This is a genomic window from Janthinobacterium woesei (genome assembly GCF_051380875.1).
In the GTDB taxonomy this organism is placed as follows: domain Bacteria; phylum Pseudomonadota; class Gammaproteobacteria; order Burkholderiales; family Burkholderiaceae_D; genus Janthinobacterium.
Window position 1 is genome coordinate 21,907 of record NZ_JBNYXW010000006.1, and the last position, 17,541, is coordinate 39,447.

At 63.0% G+C, this 17,541-nt stretch carries 20 protein-coding genes; 17 read left to right on the forward strand and 3 right to left on the reverse strand.

The genetic code is table 11. From position 1 onward, the window contains the following. Positions 1-5: 5 nt before the first annotated feature. Genes ACQ4W6_RS07795 through ACQ4W6_RS07815 form a run of 5 tightly spaced genes read left to right on the forward strand, consistent with a single transcriptional unit; the run spans position 6 to position 3,834 of the window. Positions 6-737 (forward strand): RNA polymerase sigma factor FliA, encoded by a 732-nt coding sequence (locus tag ACQ4W6_RS07795; RefSeq protein WP_436566617.1) that lies wholly within the window; start codon positions 6-8, stop codon positions 735-737. Further along, positions 719-1,465 carry a flagellar motor protein gene (locus ACQ4W6_RS07800; protein ID WP_436566618.1) on the forward strand — a complete coding sequence of 249 codons (747 nt, stop codon included), beginning with the start codon at positions 719-721 and terminating at the stop codon, positions 1,463-1,465. The genes ACQ4W6_RS07795 and ACQ4W6_RS07800 overlap by 19 nt, the downstream gene beginning before the upstream one ends. Before the next feature lie 5 nt (positions 1,466-1,470). After that, on the forward strand, positions 1,471-2,250 hold the full coding sequence (gene motD / locus ACQ4W6_RS07805; protein WP_436566841.1) for a flagellar motor protein MotD: 780 nt from the start codon (positions 1,471-1,473) through the stop codon (positions 2,248-2,250). 51 nt (positions 2,251-2,301) lie between these two features. Further along, positions 2,302-2,664 (forward strand): translation initiation factor Sui1, encoded by a 363-nt coding sequence (locus tag ACQ4W6_RS07810; protein WP_436566619.1) that lies wholly within the window; start codon positions 2,302-2,304, stop codon positions 2,662-2,664. 18 nt (positions 2,665-2,682) lie between these two features. After that, complete coding sequence (locus ACQ4W6_RS07815) at positions 2,683-3,834, forward strand: acyltransferase family protein (RefSeq protein ID WP_436566620.1); 1,152 nt, start codon at positions 2,683-2,685, stop codon at positions 3,832-3,834. Between the two features lie 279 nt (positions 3,835-4,113). On the opposite strand, the gene ACQ4W6_RS07820 is transcribed toward ACQ4W6_RS07815, so the two are convergent. From ACQ4W6_RS07820 to flgA, 3 genes are all read right to left on the reverse strand, one after another. Next, positions 4,114-4,581: a flagella synthesis protein FlgN gene (locus ACQ4W6_RS07820; RefSeq protein WP_436566621.1), complete on the reverse strand. Its 468-nt coding sequence runs from the start codon at positions 4,579-4,581 to the stop codon at positions 4,114-4,116. An 8-nt stretch (positions 4,582-4,589) separates the two neighbouring features. Then, positions 4,590-4,898, reverse strand: coding sequence for a flagellar biosynthesis anti-sigma factor FlgM (flgM, locus tag ACQ4W6_RS07825; RefSeq protein ID WP_436566622.1), 309 nt, complete (start codon positions 4,896-4,898; stop codon positions 4,590-4,592). Positions 4,899-5,009: 111 nt separating this feature from the next. Further along, positions 5,010-5,717, reverse strand: a complete 708-nt coding sequence (gene flgA / locus ACQ4W6_RS07830; protein ID WP_436566623.1) for a flagellar basal body P-ring formation chaperone FlgA — start codon at positions 5,715-5,717, stop codon at positions 5,010-5,012. A 191-nt stretch (positions 5,718-5,908) separates the two neighbouring features. Here flgA and flgB point away from each other — a divergent pair, with 191 nt between their 5' ends. The 12 genes from flgB to ACQ4W6_RS07890 all read left to right on the forward strand — a co-directional run bounded on the left by flgB (position 5,909) and on the right by ACQ4W6_RS07890 (position 17,502). Then, positions 5,909-6,361 (forward strand): flagellar basal body rod protein FlgB, encoded by a 453-nt coding sequence (gene flgB / locus ACQ4W6_RS07835; protein WP_436566624.1) that lies wholly within the window; start codon positions 5,909-5,911, stop codon positions 6,359-6,361. Between the two features lie 2 nt (positions 6,362-6,363). Beyond that, positions 6,364-6,765 carry a flagellar basal body rod protein FlgC gene (flgC, locus tag ACQ4W6_RS07840; RefSeq protein WP_436566625.1) on the forward strand — a complete coding sequence of 134 codons (402 nt, stop codon included), beginning with the start codon at positions 6,364-6,366 and terminating at the stop codon, positions 6,763-6,765. Between the two features lie 15 nt (positions 6,766-6,780). Continuing rightward, on the forward strand, positions 6,781-7,476 hold the full coding sequence (locus ACQ4W6_RS07845) for a flagellar hook assembly protein FlgD (protein WP_436566626.1): 696 nt from the start codon (positions 6,781-6,783) through the stop codon (positions 7,474-7,476). 54 nt (positions 7,477-7,530) lie between these two features. Beyond that, positions 7,531-9,078, forward strand: a complete 1,548-nt coding sequence (locus tag ACQ4W6_RS07850) for a flagellar hook protein FlgE (protein WP_436566627.1) — start codon at positions 7,531-7,533, stop codon at positions 9,076-9,078. 58 nt (positions 9,079-9,136) lie between these two features. Next, the gene (locus tag ACQ4W6_RS07855) at positions 9,137-9,877 is read left to right on the forward strand and encodes a flagellar basal body rod protein FlgF (RefSeq protein ID WP_436566628.1); all 741 of its coding nucleotides are present in this window, start codon (positions 9,137-9,139) and stop codon (positions 9,875-9,877) included. Positions 9,878-9,949: 72 nt separating this feature from the next. After that, positions 9,950-10,732 (forward strand): flagellar basal-body rod protein FlgG, encoded by a 783-nt coding sequence (flgG, locus tag ACQ4W6_RS07860; RefSeq protein WP_034754070.1) that lies wholly within the window; start codon positions 9,950-9,952, stop codon positions 10,730-10,732. A gap of 66 nt (positions 10,733-10,798) precedes the next feature. After that, on the forward strand, positions 10,799-11,449 hold the full coding sequence (locus tag ACQ4W6_RS07865) for a flagellar basal body L-ring protein FlgH (protein WP_436566629.1): 651 nt from the start codon (positions 10,799-10,801) through the stop codon (positions 11,447-11,449). 2 nt (positions 11,450-11,451) lie between these two features. Then, complete coding sequence (locus ACQ4W6_RS07870) at positions 11,452-12,579, forward strand: flagellar basal body P-ring protein FlgI (protein WP_436566630.1); 1,128 nt, start codon at positions 11,452-11,454, stop codon at positions 12,577-12,579. A gap of 10 nt (positions 12,580-12,589) precedes the next feature. Further along, a complete protein-coding gene (gene flgJ / locus ACQ4W6_RS07875) occupies positions 12,590-13,516 on the forward strand; it encodes a flagellar assembly peptidoglycan hydrolase FlgJ (protein WP_436566631.1) in 927 nt (308 codons plus the stop codon). 87 nt (positions 13,517-13,603) lie between these two features. Then, positions 13,604-15,571 carry a flagellar hook-associated protein FlgK gene (gene flgK, locus ACQ4W6_RS07880; RefSeq protein WP_436566632.1) on the forward strand — a complete coding sequence of 656 codons (1,968 nt, stop codon included), beginning with the start codon at positions 13,604-13,606 and terminating at the stop codon, positions 15,569-15,571. A 58-nt stretch (positions 15,572-15,629) separates the two neighbouring features. Continuing rightward, on the forward strand, positions 15,630-16,871 hold the full coding sequence (flgL, locus tag ACQ4W6_RS07885) for a flagellar hook-associated protein FlgL (protein ID WP_436566633.1): 1,242 nt from the start codon (positions 15,630-15,632) through the stop codon (positions 16,869-16,871). Between the two features lie 169 nt (positions 16,872-17,040). After that, positions 17,041-17,502, forward strand: a complete 462-nt coding sequence (locus tag ACQ4W6_RS07890; RefSeq protein ID WP_436566634.1) for a MarR family winged helix-turn-helix transcriptional regulator — start codon at positions 17,041-17,043, stop codon at positions 17,500-17,502. Positions 17,503-17,541 lie beyond the last annotated feature (39 nt).

Consider the following 17,541-nt stretch of genomic DNA (forward strand, 5'->3'; position numbering starts at 1 on the left):
AGCCTATGTACACGGTCAAAGGGAAATCGAACAAGGACTATTTGCTGACGGAGCATATTCCGCTGGTGAAGCGTCTGGCGCACCACATGAAGGCGAAATTGCCGCCTTCGGTCGAGGTCGATGACCTGATCCAGGCCGGCATGATCGGCCTGCTGGACGCCATCAGCCGCTATGAAGAAACGCATGGCGCGCAGTTCGAGACGTATGCCGTGCTGCGCATCCGCGGCGCCATGCTCGATGAATTGCGCACCAGCGACTGGCTGCCGCGCAGCATGCGCCAGAACATGCGCAAGATCGAAGAGGCGATGAGTACCCTGCAGCAGCGCCTGGGCCATCCGCCGACGGAGTCGGAAGTGGCCAAGCTGCTGAAAATGTCGCTGCATGACTACCAGGAAATGCTGGGCGACGGCGGCGGCCACCAATTGGTGTACTACGAAGATTTTCATGACCCTGACGGCAATGACAGCTTCCTCGACCGCCATTGCGTGGACGAAGACAGCGACCCATTACGTTCCCTGCTCGATACCGATTTCCGGCAATCCGTGATCGATGCCATCGACGCGCTGCCGCCACGCGAGAAAATACTCATGGGCCTGTATTACGAAGAAGAGCTGAACCTGAAGGAGATCGGCGCAGTGATGGGCGTGTCCGAATCGCGCATCTCGCAGCTGCATACCCAGGCCGTCGCGCGCCTGCGCGCAACCTTGAGGGAGCAGGCGTGGACTGGTCCAGCGTAATCGGGCTGGCGCTGGCGCTGGCGGGCCTCTTGGTCGGCCAGGCACTGGAAGGCGGCAAGATGGCCTCGCTGCTGCAGCCGGCCGCCTTTGCCATCGTCATCGTCGGCACCTTCGGCGCCGTGCTGCTGCAAACGCGGCTGCGCACCTTCGTGCGCGGCCTGGAAATGCTGCGCTGGGTGTTTTTGCCGCCGTTTGATGCGCGCGCCGCGCTGGCACGCGACATCGGCCAGTGGAGCCTGACGGCGCGCCGCGACGGTCCGCTGGCGCTCGAACGCCTGATGGAAAACACGGCCGACCGTTTCAACGCCAAGGGCTTGCGCATGATCGTCGACGGCATCGCGCCCGACAAGCTGCGCCAATTGCTCGACGTGGAAATCTCCGCCTACGAAATGGCCGAGCGCCAGGCCGTCAAGGTGTGGGAGTCCGCCGCCGGCTATTCGCCCACCATCGGCATCCTGGGCGCCGTACTGGGCCTGATCCATGTGATGGAAAACCTCACCGACCCAAGTAAGCTAGGCAGCGGCATCGCCGTCGCCTTTGTCTCGACCATCTATGGCGTGGGCCTGGCCAATCTGCTGTTCCTGCCGGTGGCAAATAAACTCAAGGCCATCGTCACGCGCCGCGTGCTGCAGTATGAAATCACGGCCGCCGTGCTGTACGACATCGCCACCGGCGACCATACGCGCATCATCGAAGAGCGCGTGGCCAGCCTGCTGCACGAGTACTGAGCATGATGCGGCGCGCACGCAGGAAGTATGACGAAGAGCCGGACAACCAGGACCGCTGGCTGATTTCCTACGCCGACTTCATCACCCTGCTGTTCGCCTTTTTTGTCGTCATGTATGCGATTTCGCAAGTCAACGAAGGAAAATACCGCGTCTTCCAGAACGCCATCGGCCAGGCCTTCAGCCTGGACAAGGGCGCGCCGCCCATCATCATGGAAGCGCCGCAGGCCATCGCGCTGCCGAACCCGGCCCTGAAACGCCGCACGGAAGCCCTGCGCCGCGAGCGCGAACACATGACGCGCCTGGCGCAGGACCTCACGTCCACGCTGGCGCCGCTGGTCAAGGAAGGCAAAGTGCGGGTCACGCAGACGAGCCGCGGCGTGAGCGTGGAAATCAACGCCAGCGTGCTGTTCGACCCGGGCGCGGCGCGCCTGACGGCGGAATCAGACCAGGCCCTGCGCGCCGTGGCGGTGCTGCTCAAGGACGACACGCACGCCGTACAGGTGGAAGGGCATACGGATATCTCGCCGATCAGCAATTCCAGCTTTGCCTCGAACTGGGAATTGTCGGCCGCGCGCGCCAGCGCCGTGGTGCGCCTGTTCATTGCCAGCGGCGTGCAGGCGTCGCGCCTGACGGCCGTGGGCCACGCCGACAACATCCCCGTGGCGCCGAACGCCACGCCGGAAGGGCGCGCGCGCAACCGCAGGGTCGCCGTAACGATCCTGTCGGGCATCCCGGAAACGGTGACGGAAGTGCCGACCGCGCCCCCTGTAGCGCCTGCCAACTGAACGCCGCCGCTTGGTACAATCGCGGCCTGTCCATTCTTTTATCTCTCCATCATGAAAAGCAGTTCCCAGGGCGGTCTTGTGTATTCCACCGAAACGGGCCGCATGTGCCCCGCTTGCCGCCAGCCGCTGGCGCAGTGCGCCTGCAAGGCGACAGCGAAGGCGGCGCCTGCTGGCGACGGCGTGGTGCGCGTGTCGCGCCAGACCAAGGGCCGTGGCGGCAAGAGCGTCACCGTGGTCAAGGGCTTGCCGCTGGACGCCATCGCCCTGGCCCTGCTGGGCAAGCAGCTGCGCACCCAGTGCGGCTCGGGCGGCACCGTCAAGGATGGCGTGATCGAAGTGCAGGGCGAGCATGTCGATGCCATCCTGGCCGCGCTGCTCAAGCTGGGCCACCAGCCGAAGAAGGCCGGCGGCTAAGGCCTGCCGCCGGTGCGCATGGTGCTTCCTGTCCCGTACGCATCGCGCCTGCCCGGCCTCGACTTGCTGCGTGCGCTGGCCATCGTCTGGATCATGCTGTACCACCTGGAAAGCTATGGCGTGCGTTTGCCCGGCCCCATCGTGGCTTACGGCTGGATGGGCGTGGACCTGTTTTTCGTCCTCAGCGGCTACCTGATCGGCTGGCAATTGCTGCGCCCGTGGGCCGCTGGTGCGCCGTCCGCGTGGTGGCCGTGGTGGCGGCAATTCATGTTGCGTCGCAGCCTGCGCATCCTGCCCGCCTATCTGGCCGTGCTGGCGCTGTATGTGTTGCTGCCCGCGTCCGGCGAGGCGGCCGTCATGCGGCCGCTGTGGCAATTTCTCACTTTTAGCGTGAACCTGTTTCCCGCAAGCATGGATGCGCGTGCCTTCTCGCACGCCTGGTCGCTGTGCGTGGAAGAGCATTTTTATTTGCTGCTGCCACCTGTCGCGTGGTGGCTGGCGCGCCGGCCCGCAGCGGGCAAGACGGTGGCCGTGGCGCTGGGGATATTGCTTGCTGGCATGCTGCTGCGGGCCTGGCTGTGGCGGCAGGAACTGGCGCCTCTGGCGGGGCAGGGGGCATATGTCGAACGCTTCATCGCACTGGTCTATATGCCCAGCCCGACCCGCCTCGATGGATTGTTGATGGGCGTCATGCTGGCCGTCACGCGCGGTTTTCGTCCCGCATGGTGGACATGGCTGATGGTGCGCGGCCCCATGTTGCTTGGCCTGGGGGCGGTTGGCTTGGCGGCGGCCATGTGGCTGCTGCGCGGCGTGCCCGGCTATGCCGCCATCGTCTTCGGTTATCCCCTGCTGTCGTGCAGCCTGGCGTGCCTGGTGGCTGGCTGCATCAGCGAACGCACCTGGCCCGGCCGCTGGCGCCTGCCCGGTGCCGCAACCCTGGCCACGCTGGCGTTCAGCCTGTACCTGACGCACAAGCAGGTGTATCACGCGCTCGATGCGTATCTCGGCGACTGGCTCGGTACATCGGCCGTGCTGGCGTTTTGCGCCTACAACGGCGCAGCCCTGCTGGCGGCAGCAGCGCTGTACTGGCTGGTGGAGCGGCCGGCCTTGCGGCTGCGCACACGCTGGCTTGTGCCTGTGCCAGTGCATGGCTTGCAACAATTGGCGTAATTTGGCGTAATTTGGCACCATGCTGCCGGGCTATGATGGCGTCGCGCCTGCCCATGTGCTGCAGGCCATGCCATGAGGAGCGATGCACGGATGCTGAAAGCGATTATCTTGCCGCTGCCACGGCTGGCGTTCAACCTGGCCGCGTTGCGGGCGCGCATGGCAGCGCGCCCCATGCGGTGGGCCACCTGTCTGGCGGCATGCTTGCAACAATGGCTTACTGCTGTGCCTGCCGCTGCTGTTTCCTGCGCTGGCGTGAGATGACTGTCGACGCCGAGGGGATCAGCCGATGACCACGCGCCGGTTCGTCGTATTTGTTGTTGCCTGGCCGCTGGGGCCGTAGAAGTTGCCGCTCTGGGCCGTGGGGCGCATGGCATTGAGGGCGCCTTGCGTGTGCAGCATGTGCTTGTTGACGAGCAGGCTGTTCAGGCGGTTTTGCTCTTTCGCTTCGCGCGTGGTGGCCAGCAGGGCTTGCCACAGGGGCGCCGCTTCGGCTGCGCCGGCGCCGGCCAGCCAGTCTTCCATGCCTGCTTCGGCGGCCGTGAAGCCCGCTGCCGCCAGGGCCTGGTGGCGTTGCGCCGCCAGCTGGCTCAATTGTCCTACGAGTGCCGTCTTGCGCACGGTGAGTTCCGTGATTGCATCGATGTCAGCGGCAACCAGATGCCGCTGTTCTTCTTTCATCAATGCCAGCAATGTGGTCATGAGCTGTTGCTCGTCGCGCAGGCTGGAAAACGGAGTCACTGATTGCATGGGGGAACCTATCTATTTCGTGAGTGCAGCAAGTCCTTGACTGTATCCAAGAGACCGTCCGCTACTTTTTCAGAGTTGACCTGAAACTGGCCGTCGGCGATCGCCAGCTTGATGCGTTCGACCTTTTTCGTGTCGAACACGGCGCCGCTGCCGGCAGTTGCACTGGCCGCTAATGCCTGTCCTTGCGGCGACAGGCGTACATTGTCCGACGTCGTCGGTGTTGCCTGGGCTTTCTCGGTATTGCGGGCGCCGGAGGTATTGGCCGGCGCTACCGGCAGGCCGGGATTGCTTTTAATCGTGTTGTCGGTAATTTTCACAGCGTGATCCTCGTCTGGTCGAAGTCAAAAAACTCCGGGATATGTGTCATTATCGGCACCTTTCGCCGAAACTTTAGTGCGCCAGACCACAATATCGCTATCCATCCGTGTTTAAAAAGCCACCTCCACCATGCCGCCCGCCCGCGCCACGCCGCTGATCTGCTGGCCGCTCTGCGTGCGTACCTGTACTACCTGGCCGTCGCCGGCGCTGCCGATGGCGCGTCCTTCTGATGCCACCTGGAAACCGTTGCCATTGGAAACGACACGTACCAGCTGGCCTTGCATCACCACCGGCTTGCGGCGCAGCGTATCGAGGCGCATCGGCGTGCCCGGTGGCAATGAAATATTCGTGCTGGCGCCCACTACCTGGGCCATGTCGGTGGCGATGCCTGCCGGCAATGCCGCCAGGTCGCCCTGCAGCGTCACCAGCTGGCTGGCGTCGATGGCTTGTCCTTGCGCCAGCGGCACGGCGCTGGCCACGTAGTCGCCGACGACGGCCACGTTTGCTTGCAGATAGATGGTCCAGTTGGCTGGCGCCGTGCAGCGCACGCCCACGGTGGTCTTGCCCCAGGCACGGGCGCCGGGGGCCATGAATGCTTGCGGCGCAGGACAGGCGGCCAGGTTCAGGCGCGGATCGACGGCGCCAACCGTGATGCTGACCTTGCCCGGCAAGCCATTGCTTTGCACTTGCAGGAATTGCTCCACGCTGTTGCGCAACGCTTCCGGCGTCTGGCGCCCGGCACTTTGCGCCTGCGCCAGCGGCGCAGCGGTGCTCAGTGCGGCGGCAAGAGCGAGAAGGAAAGCAAGCGGTGTTTTCATGGTGATAGGCCTCTGGAATACTGCCATGATAGTGCGCGCCGCCCCGTTCGAAGCGCCGATTAAGGGGTAAAAGTGCAGTCTGATCCTGCGATGGTCTTGCCAGCTGGCACCGTACTATGTTTCCTGTCATCACTATACCGCCATCCTTCCGCCATCTCAGGCGCCAGTGGCAGATCTTTCCGGAGCCTGACATGATAGGGAAACTCGACGATTACATGCGCTTCAACGAGACGGCGCTGAGCTTGCGCTCGACGCGCCAGGAATTGCTCGCCTCGAATATCGCCAATGCCGATACGCCCAATTACAAGGCGCGCGATGTCGATTTCGCCAGTGCCCTGAAGGGCGCGCTGGCGCGCAACGATGGCACGCCGCCGGCCCTGAAGGGCACGGCGCCCCAGCATCTGGCTGGCAAGGGCACGGCTGCCAGCGTCGGCGCAGCGGCAGGCGGCAAGGTGGCAACGTTGCCCGATGGCACGCCGCTGCTGTACCGCGCGCCGGCCCAGGGCGCTGTCGATGGCAATACGGTCGACATGGACCTGGAGCGCAATGCGTTTGCCGACAATGCCATCCGCTACGAAGCAGCCGTGACGTTCCTCAATTCACAGATCAAGGGCATGCTGACGGCCATCCAGGGAGGACAATAATCATGTCGCTATTTAATATCTTCAATGTCTCCGGTTCGGCCATGAGCGCCCAGGCGCAGCGCCTGAACGCGGTGGCGAGCAACCTGGCCAATGCCGACAGCGCCACCAGTGCCAGTGGCGAAGCCTACCGCGCCAAGCAGGTGGTCTTCGAGGCCGTTCCCATGGGCAACGGCGCCACGGCCGTCAAGGTGCAGAAGGTGATCGAAGACCCGTCGCCGATGAAGCTGGTGTACGACCCGAAGAACCCGCTGGCCGACGAGAAGGGCTACGTCACCATGCCCAACGTGAATACGGTCGACGAAATGGTCAACATGCTGTCGGCCTCCCGTTCCTACCAGACCAACGTGGAAACCATGAATGCGGCCAAGTCGCTGCTCCTGAAAACCCTTACGCTCGGCCAATAAGGCTGACTGATCATTATGGCAACCATCGATACCAGCACTGCCGTCACCACCGATTTGATGGCGACGATGAATTCGAAGAAATCCACGGCCGCCGCCGGCAGCGTGGAAGAGGAAACCAATAAATTCCTGACCCTGCTGGTGACCCAGCTGCAAAACCAGGACCCGATGAACCCGCTGGACAATGCACAGCTGACCAGCCAGCTGGCGCAGCTGTCCACGGTGACGGGCGTCAACAAGCTCAACACGACCCTGGAAACCCTGAAGACCAGCTACCAGCAAGCCGAATCGATGCAGGCGGCCAACATCATCGGCCATGGCGTGTTGACGGCGGGTAAGGATATCAACCTGAGCAAGAGCGCCTCCCTGCTGGGCGTGGACCTGGCCTCGGCAGCCGACAGCGTCAAGGTGGTTATCTACAAGGCGGGCAAGGAAGTCCATTCCATCGACCTGGGCGCGCAGGAGGCGGGCACCTTGCCGCTGGGCTGGAACGGTTCCACCGGTGAGCTCGATGCGGAGGGCAAGAACGTCGTGCTGGAAGATGGCGCCTACACCTTCGAAGTGGTGGCCACGCGCGGCGGCACAAAGCTGACCGATGCGACGTCGCTGATGTACGGCTCGGTCGCCAGCGTGTCGACGGGCGCGAGCGGCGTGAAATTGAATGTGCCGGGCGTGGGCAGCATTACCATGGCCGACGTGAAACAGATTCTGTAGACCGCGTATTCGTCGCGTGACCCTCTACCCCCTAATTCTTACCAGGAGAACACAATGTCCTTCCAACAAGGCCTGAGCGGCTTGAACGGCGCCGCCAAATCGCTGGACGTCATCGGCAACAATATCGCCAACTCGTCCACCGTAGGCTTCAAGCAGTCGCAGGCGCAGTTCGCCGACATCTATGCCAATTCGCTGTATGGCGTGGGCGGCAACCAGGCGGGGATCGGCGTGTCGGTTTCGCAAATCGCCCAGCAATTTACCCAGGGTAACCTTGAAACCTCGTCGAATCCCCTCGATATCGCCATCAACGGCGGCGGTTTCTTCCGTACCAACGTCAACGGCGCCATCCAGTACTCGCGCAATGGCCAGTTCCAGGTCGACAAGAGCGGTTTCATCGTCAACGCCCAGCTGGCGCAGCTGACCGGCTATCCGGCCGACGTCAACGGCAAGATCCTCGCTGGCGCCGCCGTGCCCTTGCAGATCGACCAGGCCGACATGAAGCCGCAGGCAACGACCAAGGTCGACACGGAAATCAACCTCAATTCCAACTCGACCATGCCGACCACGGTGCCGTTCAGCATGACGGACGAGTCTTCGTACAACAAGCAGATTCCTGTCAGCGTCTACGATACACTGGGCAATGCGCACGTCATGTCGATGTTCTATGTCAAGACGGGCACCAATACCTGGGACGTCTACACGGCCAATGACGCCATGGAAGTGACCAGCATGAAGGCTGCGGCCTCATTGCAGACGGACCCTGCTGCGCTGGCCGCGCGCGCCGCCTACCAGGCGGCAGTCACGGCCGTGCCGCTGGTGTCGGCCAACGTGACCACCGCCGCCGTCGCCTACGGCAATGCGGCCGGCGCCGCTGTATCGAACGCCGCCGCCGCCGCAGGCGCCACGCCGGCGCAGCTGGCCGCCATCGCCGCCACCTATGGCAGCGCGGTGCCGGACGGCATCAATTCGAGCCTCACGCCAGACCAGATCGATGCCGCCATCGCCGCCGTCACCGTGGTGCCCGCCGTCAAGACCGGTTCGCTGGTATTTAATTCCGTCGGCAGCCTGGACAAGGCCGCCATGCTGGCCATGGTGCCGCCGCAAACCCTGCCCGTCACCGTCAACCTGCCGATCTTCCCCGCCACGGGCGCCAATGCGACCCTGTCGGTCAAGGTCGATTTCAGCAAATCGTCGCAACTGGGCCTTGCCACCAGCGAAAAGAAAACCGAAGCGGACGGCTACCAGGCTGGCCAGCTGAGCCGTTTCGTGGTGGGCGACGACGGCATCATCCAGGGCCAGTACAGCAACGGCAAGACGCGCAGCCTGGGACAAGTGGTGTTGAGCAATTTTTCCAACCCAAATGGCTTGGAGCCGCTGGGCAGCAATGCCTGGTCGGAAAGCTCGGCCTCGGGCAGTCCCATCACGGGCGAACCGAAGACAGGCACCCTGGGTAACTTGCGCGCCTCGGCCGTGGAAGTGTCGAACGTTGACCTGACGGCCGAACTGGTCAACATGATCACCGCCCAGCGCGCCTACCAGGCGAATGCGCAAACCATCAAGACGCAGGATTCTGTCCTGCAGACCCTGGTGAACTTGCGCTAATAGTAAGGGGGCAGTCCCGCCGGGCTGACCCCAGCTTTCGTTTTGCACGGAGAAACAAATGGACCGTCTCATCTACACCGCCAGCTCGGGCGCCAAGCACATCTTGGACAAGCAGGCGACGACTGCCAACAATCTGGCGAACGCCACCAGCACGGGGTTTCGCGCCCAGCTCGACTCGTTTCGCGCCGTGCCCGTGGTATCAAGCGGCATGCCGACGCGCGCCTTCGTGGTCGATTCGACGGTCGGTTCTGATTTTACGCAAGGTCCCATGCAGCACACGGGCCGCGCGCTCGACGTGGCGGTGGAAAACGCGGGCTGGATCGCCGTGCAGTCGGCCGACGGTAGCGAAGCCTACACGCGCAACGGCGCCTTGAAACTCAATGAAAACGGCATGCTGCAAACGCAGGCGGGCCTGATGGTGCAGGGCGATACGGGACCCGTGGCGATTCCGCCGGGCGTGACGGTAGCCATCGCCAGCGACGGCACGGTGGGCACCATTTCCACCGATGTGCCGCCAGGGCCGTCGACGGTGCTGGGGCGCATCAAGCTGGTCAATCCGCCCGAGCAACAGTTGGTGCGTGGCGACGACGGCCTGTTCCGCCTGAAAGATGGCAGCACGGCGCAGGCCGACCAGGCAGTCAAGCTGACCGCCGGCGCGTTGGAAGGCAGCAACGTCAGCCCGGTCGACTCCATGGTCAGCATGATTGCGCTGGCGCGCCAGTTCGAAACGCAAATGAGCTTATTGAAGAATGCCGAGAATAACGCGGCGAAAGCCACCCAGATCCTCGCTTTGAATTGATAGGGGCAGACGCATAATGGTCACATAGAAATTGTCTACAGGGCTGGTAAGCGCTGTTATTGGAGAAAAATCATGATTCGTTCCCTTTGGATTGCCAAGACCGGCCTGGAAGCGCAGCAGACGCAGATGGACGTGATCGCCAATAACCTGGCCAACGTCAGCACCACCGGCTTCAAGAAGTCGCGCGCCGTGTTCGAAGACTTGCTGTATCAAAATGTGCGCCAGCCTGGCGCGCAATCCTCCCAGCAAACCCAGCTGCCATCGGGCCTGCAGATCGGTACCGGCGTGCGCACCGTGGCCACCGAACGCATCCATACGCAGGGCAATCCCCAGGCATCGGGCAATTCGCGCGATGTGATGGTCAACGGCACCGGCTTCTTCCAGGTGCTGATGCCGGACGGCGCCACCGCCTATACGCGCGACGGTTCGTTCCAGACGGATGCCAACGGCCAGCTGGTGACATCCGAAGGCTTCGTCATCCAGCCCGCCATCACCGTGCCGACCAACGCGCTGAGCCTGACCGTGGCGCGTGACGGCACCGTCTCCGTCACCTTGCCCGATACGGTTGCGCCATCGCAAATCGGTTCCTTGCAGCTGACCACCTTTGTCAATCCCGCCGGCCTCGAGTCGAAGGGCGAAAACCTGTACATGGAAACGGGCGCGTCCGGCGTGGCGCAGACCAACACCCCGGGCACCAACGGCGCCGGCGTGCTGATGCAGGGCTATATCGAAACTTCGAACGTCAACGTGGCCGAGGAAATGGTCAACATGATCCAGACGCAGCGCGCCTACGAGATCAACAGCAAGGCCATCACCACTTCCGACCAGATGTTGCAGAAGTTGTCGCAACTGTAATTTCGCAACTGTCATTATTTTTTCGTCGTCATGCCATCCTTTGCACGATGGCAGCGGAGGTTCATCATGCAGTACCCCATCATCGCCCTGTTGTCCGCAGTCTTGCTGTCCGGCTGCGCCATCACGCCCACGTCCATCGTGCAGTATCCCACCAGCACGCGCGCGCCGATGCCCGAACCGGTGGTCGTCAGCAACGGTTCCATCTACCAGCCGTCGACCTACCGTCCCGCCTTCGAAGACCGCCGCGCGCGCCACGTGGGCGACACCATGACGATCGCCATCACCGAACGCACCAACGCCGTCAAGGCTGGCGCCAGTTCCGGCAACAAGTCCGGCAGTGCCAGTTTCGGCACGCCGGGCTTGCTGCAGGGCCGCCTGGGCGGCAGCGTCGCCGTGAATGGCGCGACCAAGTTTGCCGATGGCGACAACCAGTCTGCCAGCAACACGTTTTCCGGCGTGATCGGCGTGACGGTGATCGAAGTATTGCCAAATGGTAATCTGATTGTGGCCGGCGAGAAACAGATCGCCATGAACAAGGGCACGGAATTCATCCGTTTCTCGGGCATGGTCAATCCGGACACCATCGGCATCGGCAACGTCGTGCCGTCGACCCAGGTGGCCGATGCACGCGTCGAATACCGCACCAATAGCCAGATCGACCGCGCCGAAATGGCCTCGATGGCGTCGCGCTTCTTCCTCAGCCTGTTGCCGTTCTGATCATGGCTACGCTGACCTTGCCCCGACTTTCCTCCCGCTTCTTACTCGTTTGCAGCCTGGCTTGCGCCTTGCTGGCGCCCGCAGCCCAGGCTGAACGCATCAAGGACCTGGCCAGCATTGCCGGCGTGCGCCAGAATCAGCTGATGGGCTACGGCCTCGTCGTCGGTCTCGACGGCAGCGGCGACCAGACCACACAAACGCCGTTTACCATCCAGAGCGTGGCGGCCATGCTGCAGCAGCAGGGCGTCAACTTGCCGCAAGGCACGAGCTTGCAATTGAAGAACGTCGCCGCCGTCATGGTGACGACGGCCTTGCCCGCGTTTGCCCAGCCGGGCCAGCTGCTCGACGTCACGGTGTCGTCGATGGGCAATGCGAAAAGCTTGCGCGGCGGCACTTTATTGATGACGCCGCTGAAGGGCGCCGATGGCCAGGTGTATGGCATGGCGCAGGGCAACGTGCTGGTGGGGGGCGTGGGCGCGCAGGCGGCCGGCAGCTCCGTTGTCATCAATCACCTTTCCGTCGGGCGCATCTCGGGCGGCGCCACCGTCGAGCGCGCCGTCGCCTCGGTGCTGGGCGTCAACAACACCATCCGCCTGGAATTGAACGCCACCGATTTCTCCACCGCCAGCCGGGTGGTCGACGCCATCAACAGCCGCTACGGCCCTGGCACGGCCGCCGCGCTCGATGGCCGCGTGATCCAGGTGCAGTCGCCGGGCGGCAGCGACCAGCGCGTGGCCTTTCTGGGCCAGCTGGAAAGCATCGAAGTCAATCCGGCCCGCCTGGCAGCCAAGGTCATCATGAATGCGCGCACGGGCTCGGTGGTGATGAACCAGTCCGTGACCCTGGAGACATGCGCCATTTCGCACGGCAACTTGTCCGTCACCATCAATGTCGAGCCGCAGGTGAGCCAGCCGGCGCCCTTGTCGGGCGGGCGCACGGTGGTCACGCAGACGGCGCAGATCGATATCAAGAAGGAACCGGGCAAGGTCATGCTGGTCAAGGGCGGCGCTTCGCTGTCCGAGGTGGTGAAAGCCTTGAACGCCATCGGCGCCTCGCCGCAAGACTTGCTGGCCATCCTGCAGGCGATGAAGGCGGCAGGTGCGCTGCGCGCCGAACTCGAAATCATTTGATGGGCACGCCATGATCAGCCAAACCGACCTCAGCAATACCGCCGCCTACGATGTGAAGGGCATGGATGGCTTGCGCCAGTCCGCCAAGGCGCGCGATCCCGCCGCCCTGAAAGAGGCGGCCACGCAGTTTGAAGCCATGTTCATCAATATGATGATGAAGAGCATGCGCGACGCCACGCCGCAGGACGGCATCATGGATAGCCAGCAAAGCAAGATGTACACCTCGATGCTGGACCAGCAAACCAGCCAGAACCTGGCCAAGCGCGGTACGGGCCTGGCGGACGTGCTGATCCGCCAACTGTCGTCGTCCAGTCAGGCGCTGGCCGTCGATGGCGCGGAAGCGCCGTCGCCCCGCTCGTCGAGCATGGCGCAGGCGCTGGCCGCGTTCCGCCAGCAGCAGGGCGCCATTACCGATGGCGCGTCCAGCGCCACGGGCAAGACACTGAGCCTGAGCGAGAAGGCCAACGCCACGCAGGCGCCGCACGTGCGCGCCTTCCAGGAAAAGCTGGGCGTGCATGCGGAAGAGGCCAGCCGCGCTACCGGCATCCCGGCCAAGTTCATGCTGGGCCAGGCGGCGCTGGAAACGGGCTGGGGCAAGCGCGAAATCATCAGCCGCGACGGCAGCAGCAGCCACAACCTGTTCGGTATCAAGGCCACGGGCGACTGGAAGGGCAAGGTCACGGAAGCGGTCACCACCGAATATGTGAATGGCAAGGCGCAGCGCAAGGTGGAAAAATTCCGCGCCTACGACAGCTATGCCGACAGCTTCAAGGATTATGCGCAGTTGATTACCAACAACAAACGCTATGAAAAAGTGCTCGCCAGCGCCGGGGATGCCAGCACGTTTGCCCAGGGCTTGCAGAAGGCCGGCTACGCGACGGACCCGAATTACGCTGCCAAATTGACAAAAATCATCAAGAATTCGCTGGTCGGCTAAGCTGCCGCCTGGCCCTCGCGCCGGCCGCGCGTATCAAGTTTTCGCTGCGGCTGCCGTAAATAACTGGACAGTAACCAATAAGACACCATGACTTCGAATCTACTCAGTATCGGTAAGAGCGGTTTGCTTGCAGCGCAGGTGGGGCTGTCGACGACCGGGCACAACATTACCAATGCCAACGTGGCCGGCTACAACCGCCAGGTGGTGCTGCAGCAGACGGCGCAGTTCAACAATGCCGGCTATGGCTTCGTGGGCAACGGTACCGAGGTGTCGCAAGTCAAGCGCCAGTACGACGGTTTCATGGCGGCCCAGGTCAATAGCGCGCAAGCGACCACCAGTGCGCTCGACGCGTATCACACGCAGATCAGCCAGATCGACAACCTGCTGGCCGATTCCACGGCCGGCCTGTCGCCCGCCATGCAGGATTTCTTCAATGGCGTGCAGGATTTCAGCTCGAATCCTTCGTCCGTCTCGTCGCGCCAGGCATTGTTGTCGAGCGCCAATTCGCTCGTCACGCGCTTCCAGGGCCTCAGCGCGCGCCTGTCGGAAATCGGCAGCGGCGTCAATTCGCAGATTACATCGAACGTGGCGGTGATCAATACCTACGCCAAGCAGATTGCCGAACTCAATACCGCGATCGGCAGCCTGACGGTCAATGAAAGCAACCAGCCCAACGATTTGCTCGACCAGCGCGACCAGCTGGTGACGGAGCTGAATAAATACGTCAAGGCAACAGCTCAGCCCGGCTCGAACAATAGCATCACCATCTCGATCGGCTCGGGCCAGCCGCTGGTGGTGGGCGAGCGCAACTTTGAACTGGCCGCCACGCCGTCGCTGACGGACCCGAACCGCGTCGAAGTGGGTTATGTCACGGGCAACACCGTCACCGTGCTGGCGGAAAATTCTCTCAGCGGCGGCTCGCTGGGCGGCTTGCTGGAGTTTCGTAGCGGCACCCTCGACCGTGTCCAGAATTCGCTGGGCAAGGTTGCCATCGCACTGGCGACGACCTTCAACGAGCAGCACAAGCTGGGCCAGGACTTGAATGGCGACATGGGCGGCGATCTGTTCAAGGTGCCAGACCCTGTCATCGGCGCCGACCGCCGCAACAGCTCGTCGAGCACCACCGTGCTGTCGGCCAAGATCAGCGATCCGAGCAAGCTGACAGCCAGCGATTACGCCTTGAAATATGACGGCGCCAATTATGTCGTGACGCGCCAGAGCGATGGCGCGCGCACCATCATCAATCCCTATCCGCAAACGGCGCCGCAAACCATCGACGGCGTGGATTTCTCGATCTCGGGCACGGCGGCCGAAGGCGATAACTTTGTCATCCAGCCGACCGTCAACGGCGCCGCCGGCCTCGGTGTGCTCATCAGCGACCGCAACAAGCTGGCCGCCGGTGCGCCAATTGCCACCGGTGCGCCCGTCAGCAACACGGGCGCAGGCAAGCTCAGCGCCGGTAGCGTGGACAATGCCTATCTGACGCCGGGGAATGGATTGACGGGCACGGTCACCTTGACCTACGACAAGGCCGGCGGCTCGCTGTCGGGCTTCCCGCCAGGCCAGGCGGTGACGGTGAAGGGTCTCGATGGCAATAGCACCACGTATCCGGCCGGCACGGCGAATATTGCCTACAAGGAAGGCGACAACTTCAACTTTGGCGGCATCAACGTCAGCATGACGGGCGTGCCGGCGCAGGGCGACACCTTTACCATTGCGCCGAATGCCGGTGGCGTGGGCGATAACCGCAATGCCGCCTTGCTGGCGGGCTTGCAGACGAAGAATATTCTCGATGGCGGCAAGGCCACGTTCCAGGGCTCGTACGCGGAAACCGTCAGCTATGTGGGCAACAAGACGCGCGAAGTGCAGGTCAGCGGCCTGGCGAGCCTTGCCTTGTTGCAACAAACCAGCACGCAGCAGCAATCCGTGTCCGGCGTCAACCTCGATGAAGAAGCGGCCAACCTGCTGCGCTACCAGCAGGCGTACCAGGCGTGCGGCAAGGTCATGCAGATCGCCAGCACCCTGTTCGACGTAGTCATTGGTCTCGGACGCTAATCATTATTTTGCATTATTTCGCTGCGGCATTGCCGCAGCCATCAGGAAGGTCAGCATCATGCGCATCAGCACACGAATGATTTATGAGCAAGGCAGCACGCAGCTGAACAATTTGCAGAGCGCCTTGAACCGCACGCAGATGCAGATGTCGACCAATCGACGCAACCTGACCCCGGCCGACGATCCGATCGCTACGGCGCGCGCGCTGGAAGTGACGCAGTCGCAAGCGATCAATACGCAGTTCGTCACCAACCGCTCGAATGCCACCAACTTCCTGTCGCAGGAAGAGCTGGCGCTGCGCAGCACCACCAATCTGATTGCCGACGTGCAGGAACTGGTCGTCAAGGCGGGCAATCCGGGCTTGCGCGACGAAGAGCGGGGGCTGCTGGCGAAGGAGTTGGAAGGGCGCATGACGGACTTGCTGGGCATCGCCAACACGGCCGATGGCGCCGGCGGCTACCTGTTTGGCGGCTATAAATCGAACGCCCAGCCCTTCAGCCAGACGCCGACGGGCGCCAGCTATGCGGGCGACCAGGGGCAGCGCGAGTTGCAGGTGGGCTCGTCGCGTTTCCTTGCCACCAGCGATTCGGGCGCCACGGTGTTTGAAAACAATCTGACCGGCAATGGCAAGTTTACGGCTGCGCCCGACGCCGGCAACTTTGGCCGCGGTGGCGCCGGCATCATTTCCAGCGGCTCCGTCACCGATACCACCAAGTTGACCGGGCACAAGTACGAGATCAATTTCAGCGTCACGGGCACGGGCGACGCTGCTGTCACGAGCTATACCATCAGCGACACGACGCTGGGCCAGACGATCCCGAATCCAGCCGTGCCCCTGCCTTACAAGGCGGGCGAAGCCATTAATTTCGACGGCCAGCAAGTGGTGGTGACGGGCAAACCTGCCGACCAGGACAAGTTCAGCGTGGAGCCGAGCGCCAAGGAATCGCTGTTTACCACGGTGACCAATCTGATCGGTGCGCTGCGCATGGCCGGTGAGGGCGACGCCGGCCAGGCCCGCCTGGCCAACAACCTGAGCGCGGCCAGCAGCGTGCTCAGCACGGCGTACGACAATGTGCTGTCGGTGACGGCCGACGTGGGCGCCCGCATGAAGGAACTCGACTACCTTGCCAGCGCCGGCGATGACCTCGATTTGCAATACTCGGCTACCTTGTCCGACCTGCAAGACCTGGACATGGTCAAGGCCGTGTCGCAATTCACCCAGCAGCAGATCACGCTGCAGGCGGCGCAGAAAACGTTTACGCAGGTCTCGGGCCTGTCGCTGTTCAACTACATTAACTAGCCGTCTACTTTACGCCGGCAAGCGGCTAGGCCGGGGCGCGGAGGAACACTCCGCTCCCGGCTTTTTTTACGTCCGCAATCTGGTCGTTACGGCAATATATGCAGGCAAACTGTGCAGTCTACCTGCATATATGTTATGCTGGCGTCTGTTGATCCCTCACCCGGCCGCCATGAGCACCCCACAAGAAGACCACGAAGATCACGCAAGCCACGACCATGTGCTGCAACTGGCCAGCGAATTGCGCATTCTCATCGGCAAGCTGCGCCGCCGCCTGCGCGAAGAGGCGCACCTGGGCGATATCAGCATGTCGCAGGCGTCCGTGCTGAGCCGTCTTGAACGCGATGGGCCGGCCACCGCCAGCAGCCTGGCGCGCGCCGAAGGCATGCGGCCCCAGTCGATGGCCGCCACCGTGCAAGCCTTGACGGAAGCGCAACTGGTGACGGGCGCGCCCGATCCGGCCGACGGACGGCAAACGATATTGACCCTGACCGACAGCTGCCGCGCCTGGATCGCGGCCAGCCGCGCCGCGCGCGAAGACTGGCTGGCGCGCAGCATTGAAAGCCGGCTCACGCCGGACGAAGTCATCGAACTGAACAGGGCGGTGGCTTTACTCAAACGTTTGGTGCAATGACCTTCTCATTGCGACCCTGAAACCCAAGGCAAGGAGGCC

Coding starts and splice junctions, on each gene's coding strand:
- ACQ4W6_RS07795 (WP_436566617.1), top strand. CDS start 6: ATGTACACGGTCAAAGGGAAATCGAACAAGGACTATTTGCTGACGGAG.
- motD (WP_436566841.1), top strand. CDS start 1,471: ATGCGGCGCGCACGCAGGAAGTATGACGAAGAGCCGGACAACCAGGAC.
- ACQ4W6_RS07810 (WP_436566619.1), top strand. CDS start 2,302: ATGAAAAGCAGTTCCCAGGGCGGTCTTGTGTATTCCACCGAAACGGGC.
- ACQ4W6_RS07815 (WP_436566620.1), top strand. CDS start 2,683: ATGGTGCTTCCTGTCCCGTACGCATCGCGCCTGCCCGGCCTCGACTTG.
- ACQ4W6_RS07820 (WP_436566621.1), bottom strand. CDS start 4,581: ATGCAATCAGTGACTCCGTTTTCCAGCCTGCGCGACGAGCAACAGCTC.
- flgA (WP_436566623.1), bottom strand. CDS start 5,717: ATGAAAACACCGCTTGCTTTCCTTCTCGCTCTTGCCGCCGCACTGAGC.
- flgB (WP_436566624.1), top strand. CDS start 5,909: ATGATAGGGAAACTCGACGATTACATGCGCTTCAACGAGACGGCGCTG.
- flgC (WP_436566625.1), top strand. CDS start 6,364: ATGTCGCTATTTAATATCTTCAATGTCTCCGGTTCGGCCATGAGCGCC.
- ACQ4W6_RS07845 (WP_436566626.1), top strand. CDS start 6,781: ATGGCAACCATCGATACCAGCACTGCCGTCACCACCGATTTGATGGCG.
- ACQ4W6_RS07850 (WP_436566627.1), top strand. CDS start 7,531: ATGTCCTTCCAACAAGGCCTGAGCGGCTTGAACGGCGCCGCCAAATCG.
- ACQ4W6_RS07855 (WP_436566628.1), top strand. CDS start 9,137: ATGGACCGTCTCATCTACACCGCCAGCTCGGGCGCCAAGCACATCTTG.
- flgG (WP_034754070.1), top strand. CDS start 9,950: ATGATTCGTTCCCTTTGGATTGCCAAGACCGGCCTGGAAGCGCAGCAG.
- ACQ4W6_RS07865 (WP_436566629.1), top strand. CDS start 10,799: ATGCAGTACCCCATCATCGCCCTGTTGTCCGCAGTCTTGCTGTCCGGC.
- ACQ4W6_RS07870 (WP_436566630.1), top strand. CDS start 11,452: ATGGCTACGCTGACCTTGCCCCGACTTTCCTCCCGCTTCTTACTCGTT.
- flgJ (WP_436566631.1), top strand. CDS start 12,590: ATGATCAGCCAAACCGACCTCAGCAATACCGCCGCCTACGATGTGAAG.
- flgK (WP_436566632.1), top strand. CDS start 13,604: ATGACTTCGAATCTACTCAGTATCGGTAAGAGCGGTTTGCTTGCAGCG.
- flgL (WP_436566633.1), top strand. CDS start 15,630: ATGCGCATCAGCACACGAATGATTTATGAGCAAGGCAGCACGCAGCTG.
- ACQ4W6_RS07890 (WP_436566634.1), top strand. CDS start 17,041: ATGAGCACCCCACAAGAAGACCACGAAGATCACGCAAGCCACGACCAT.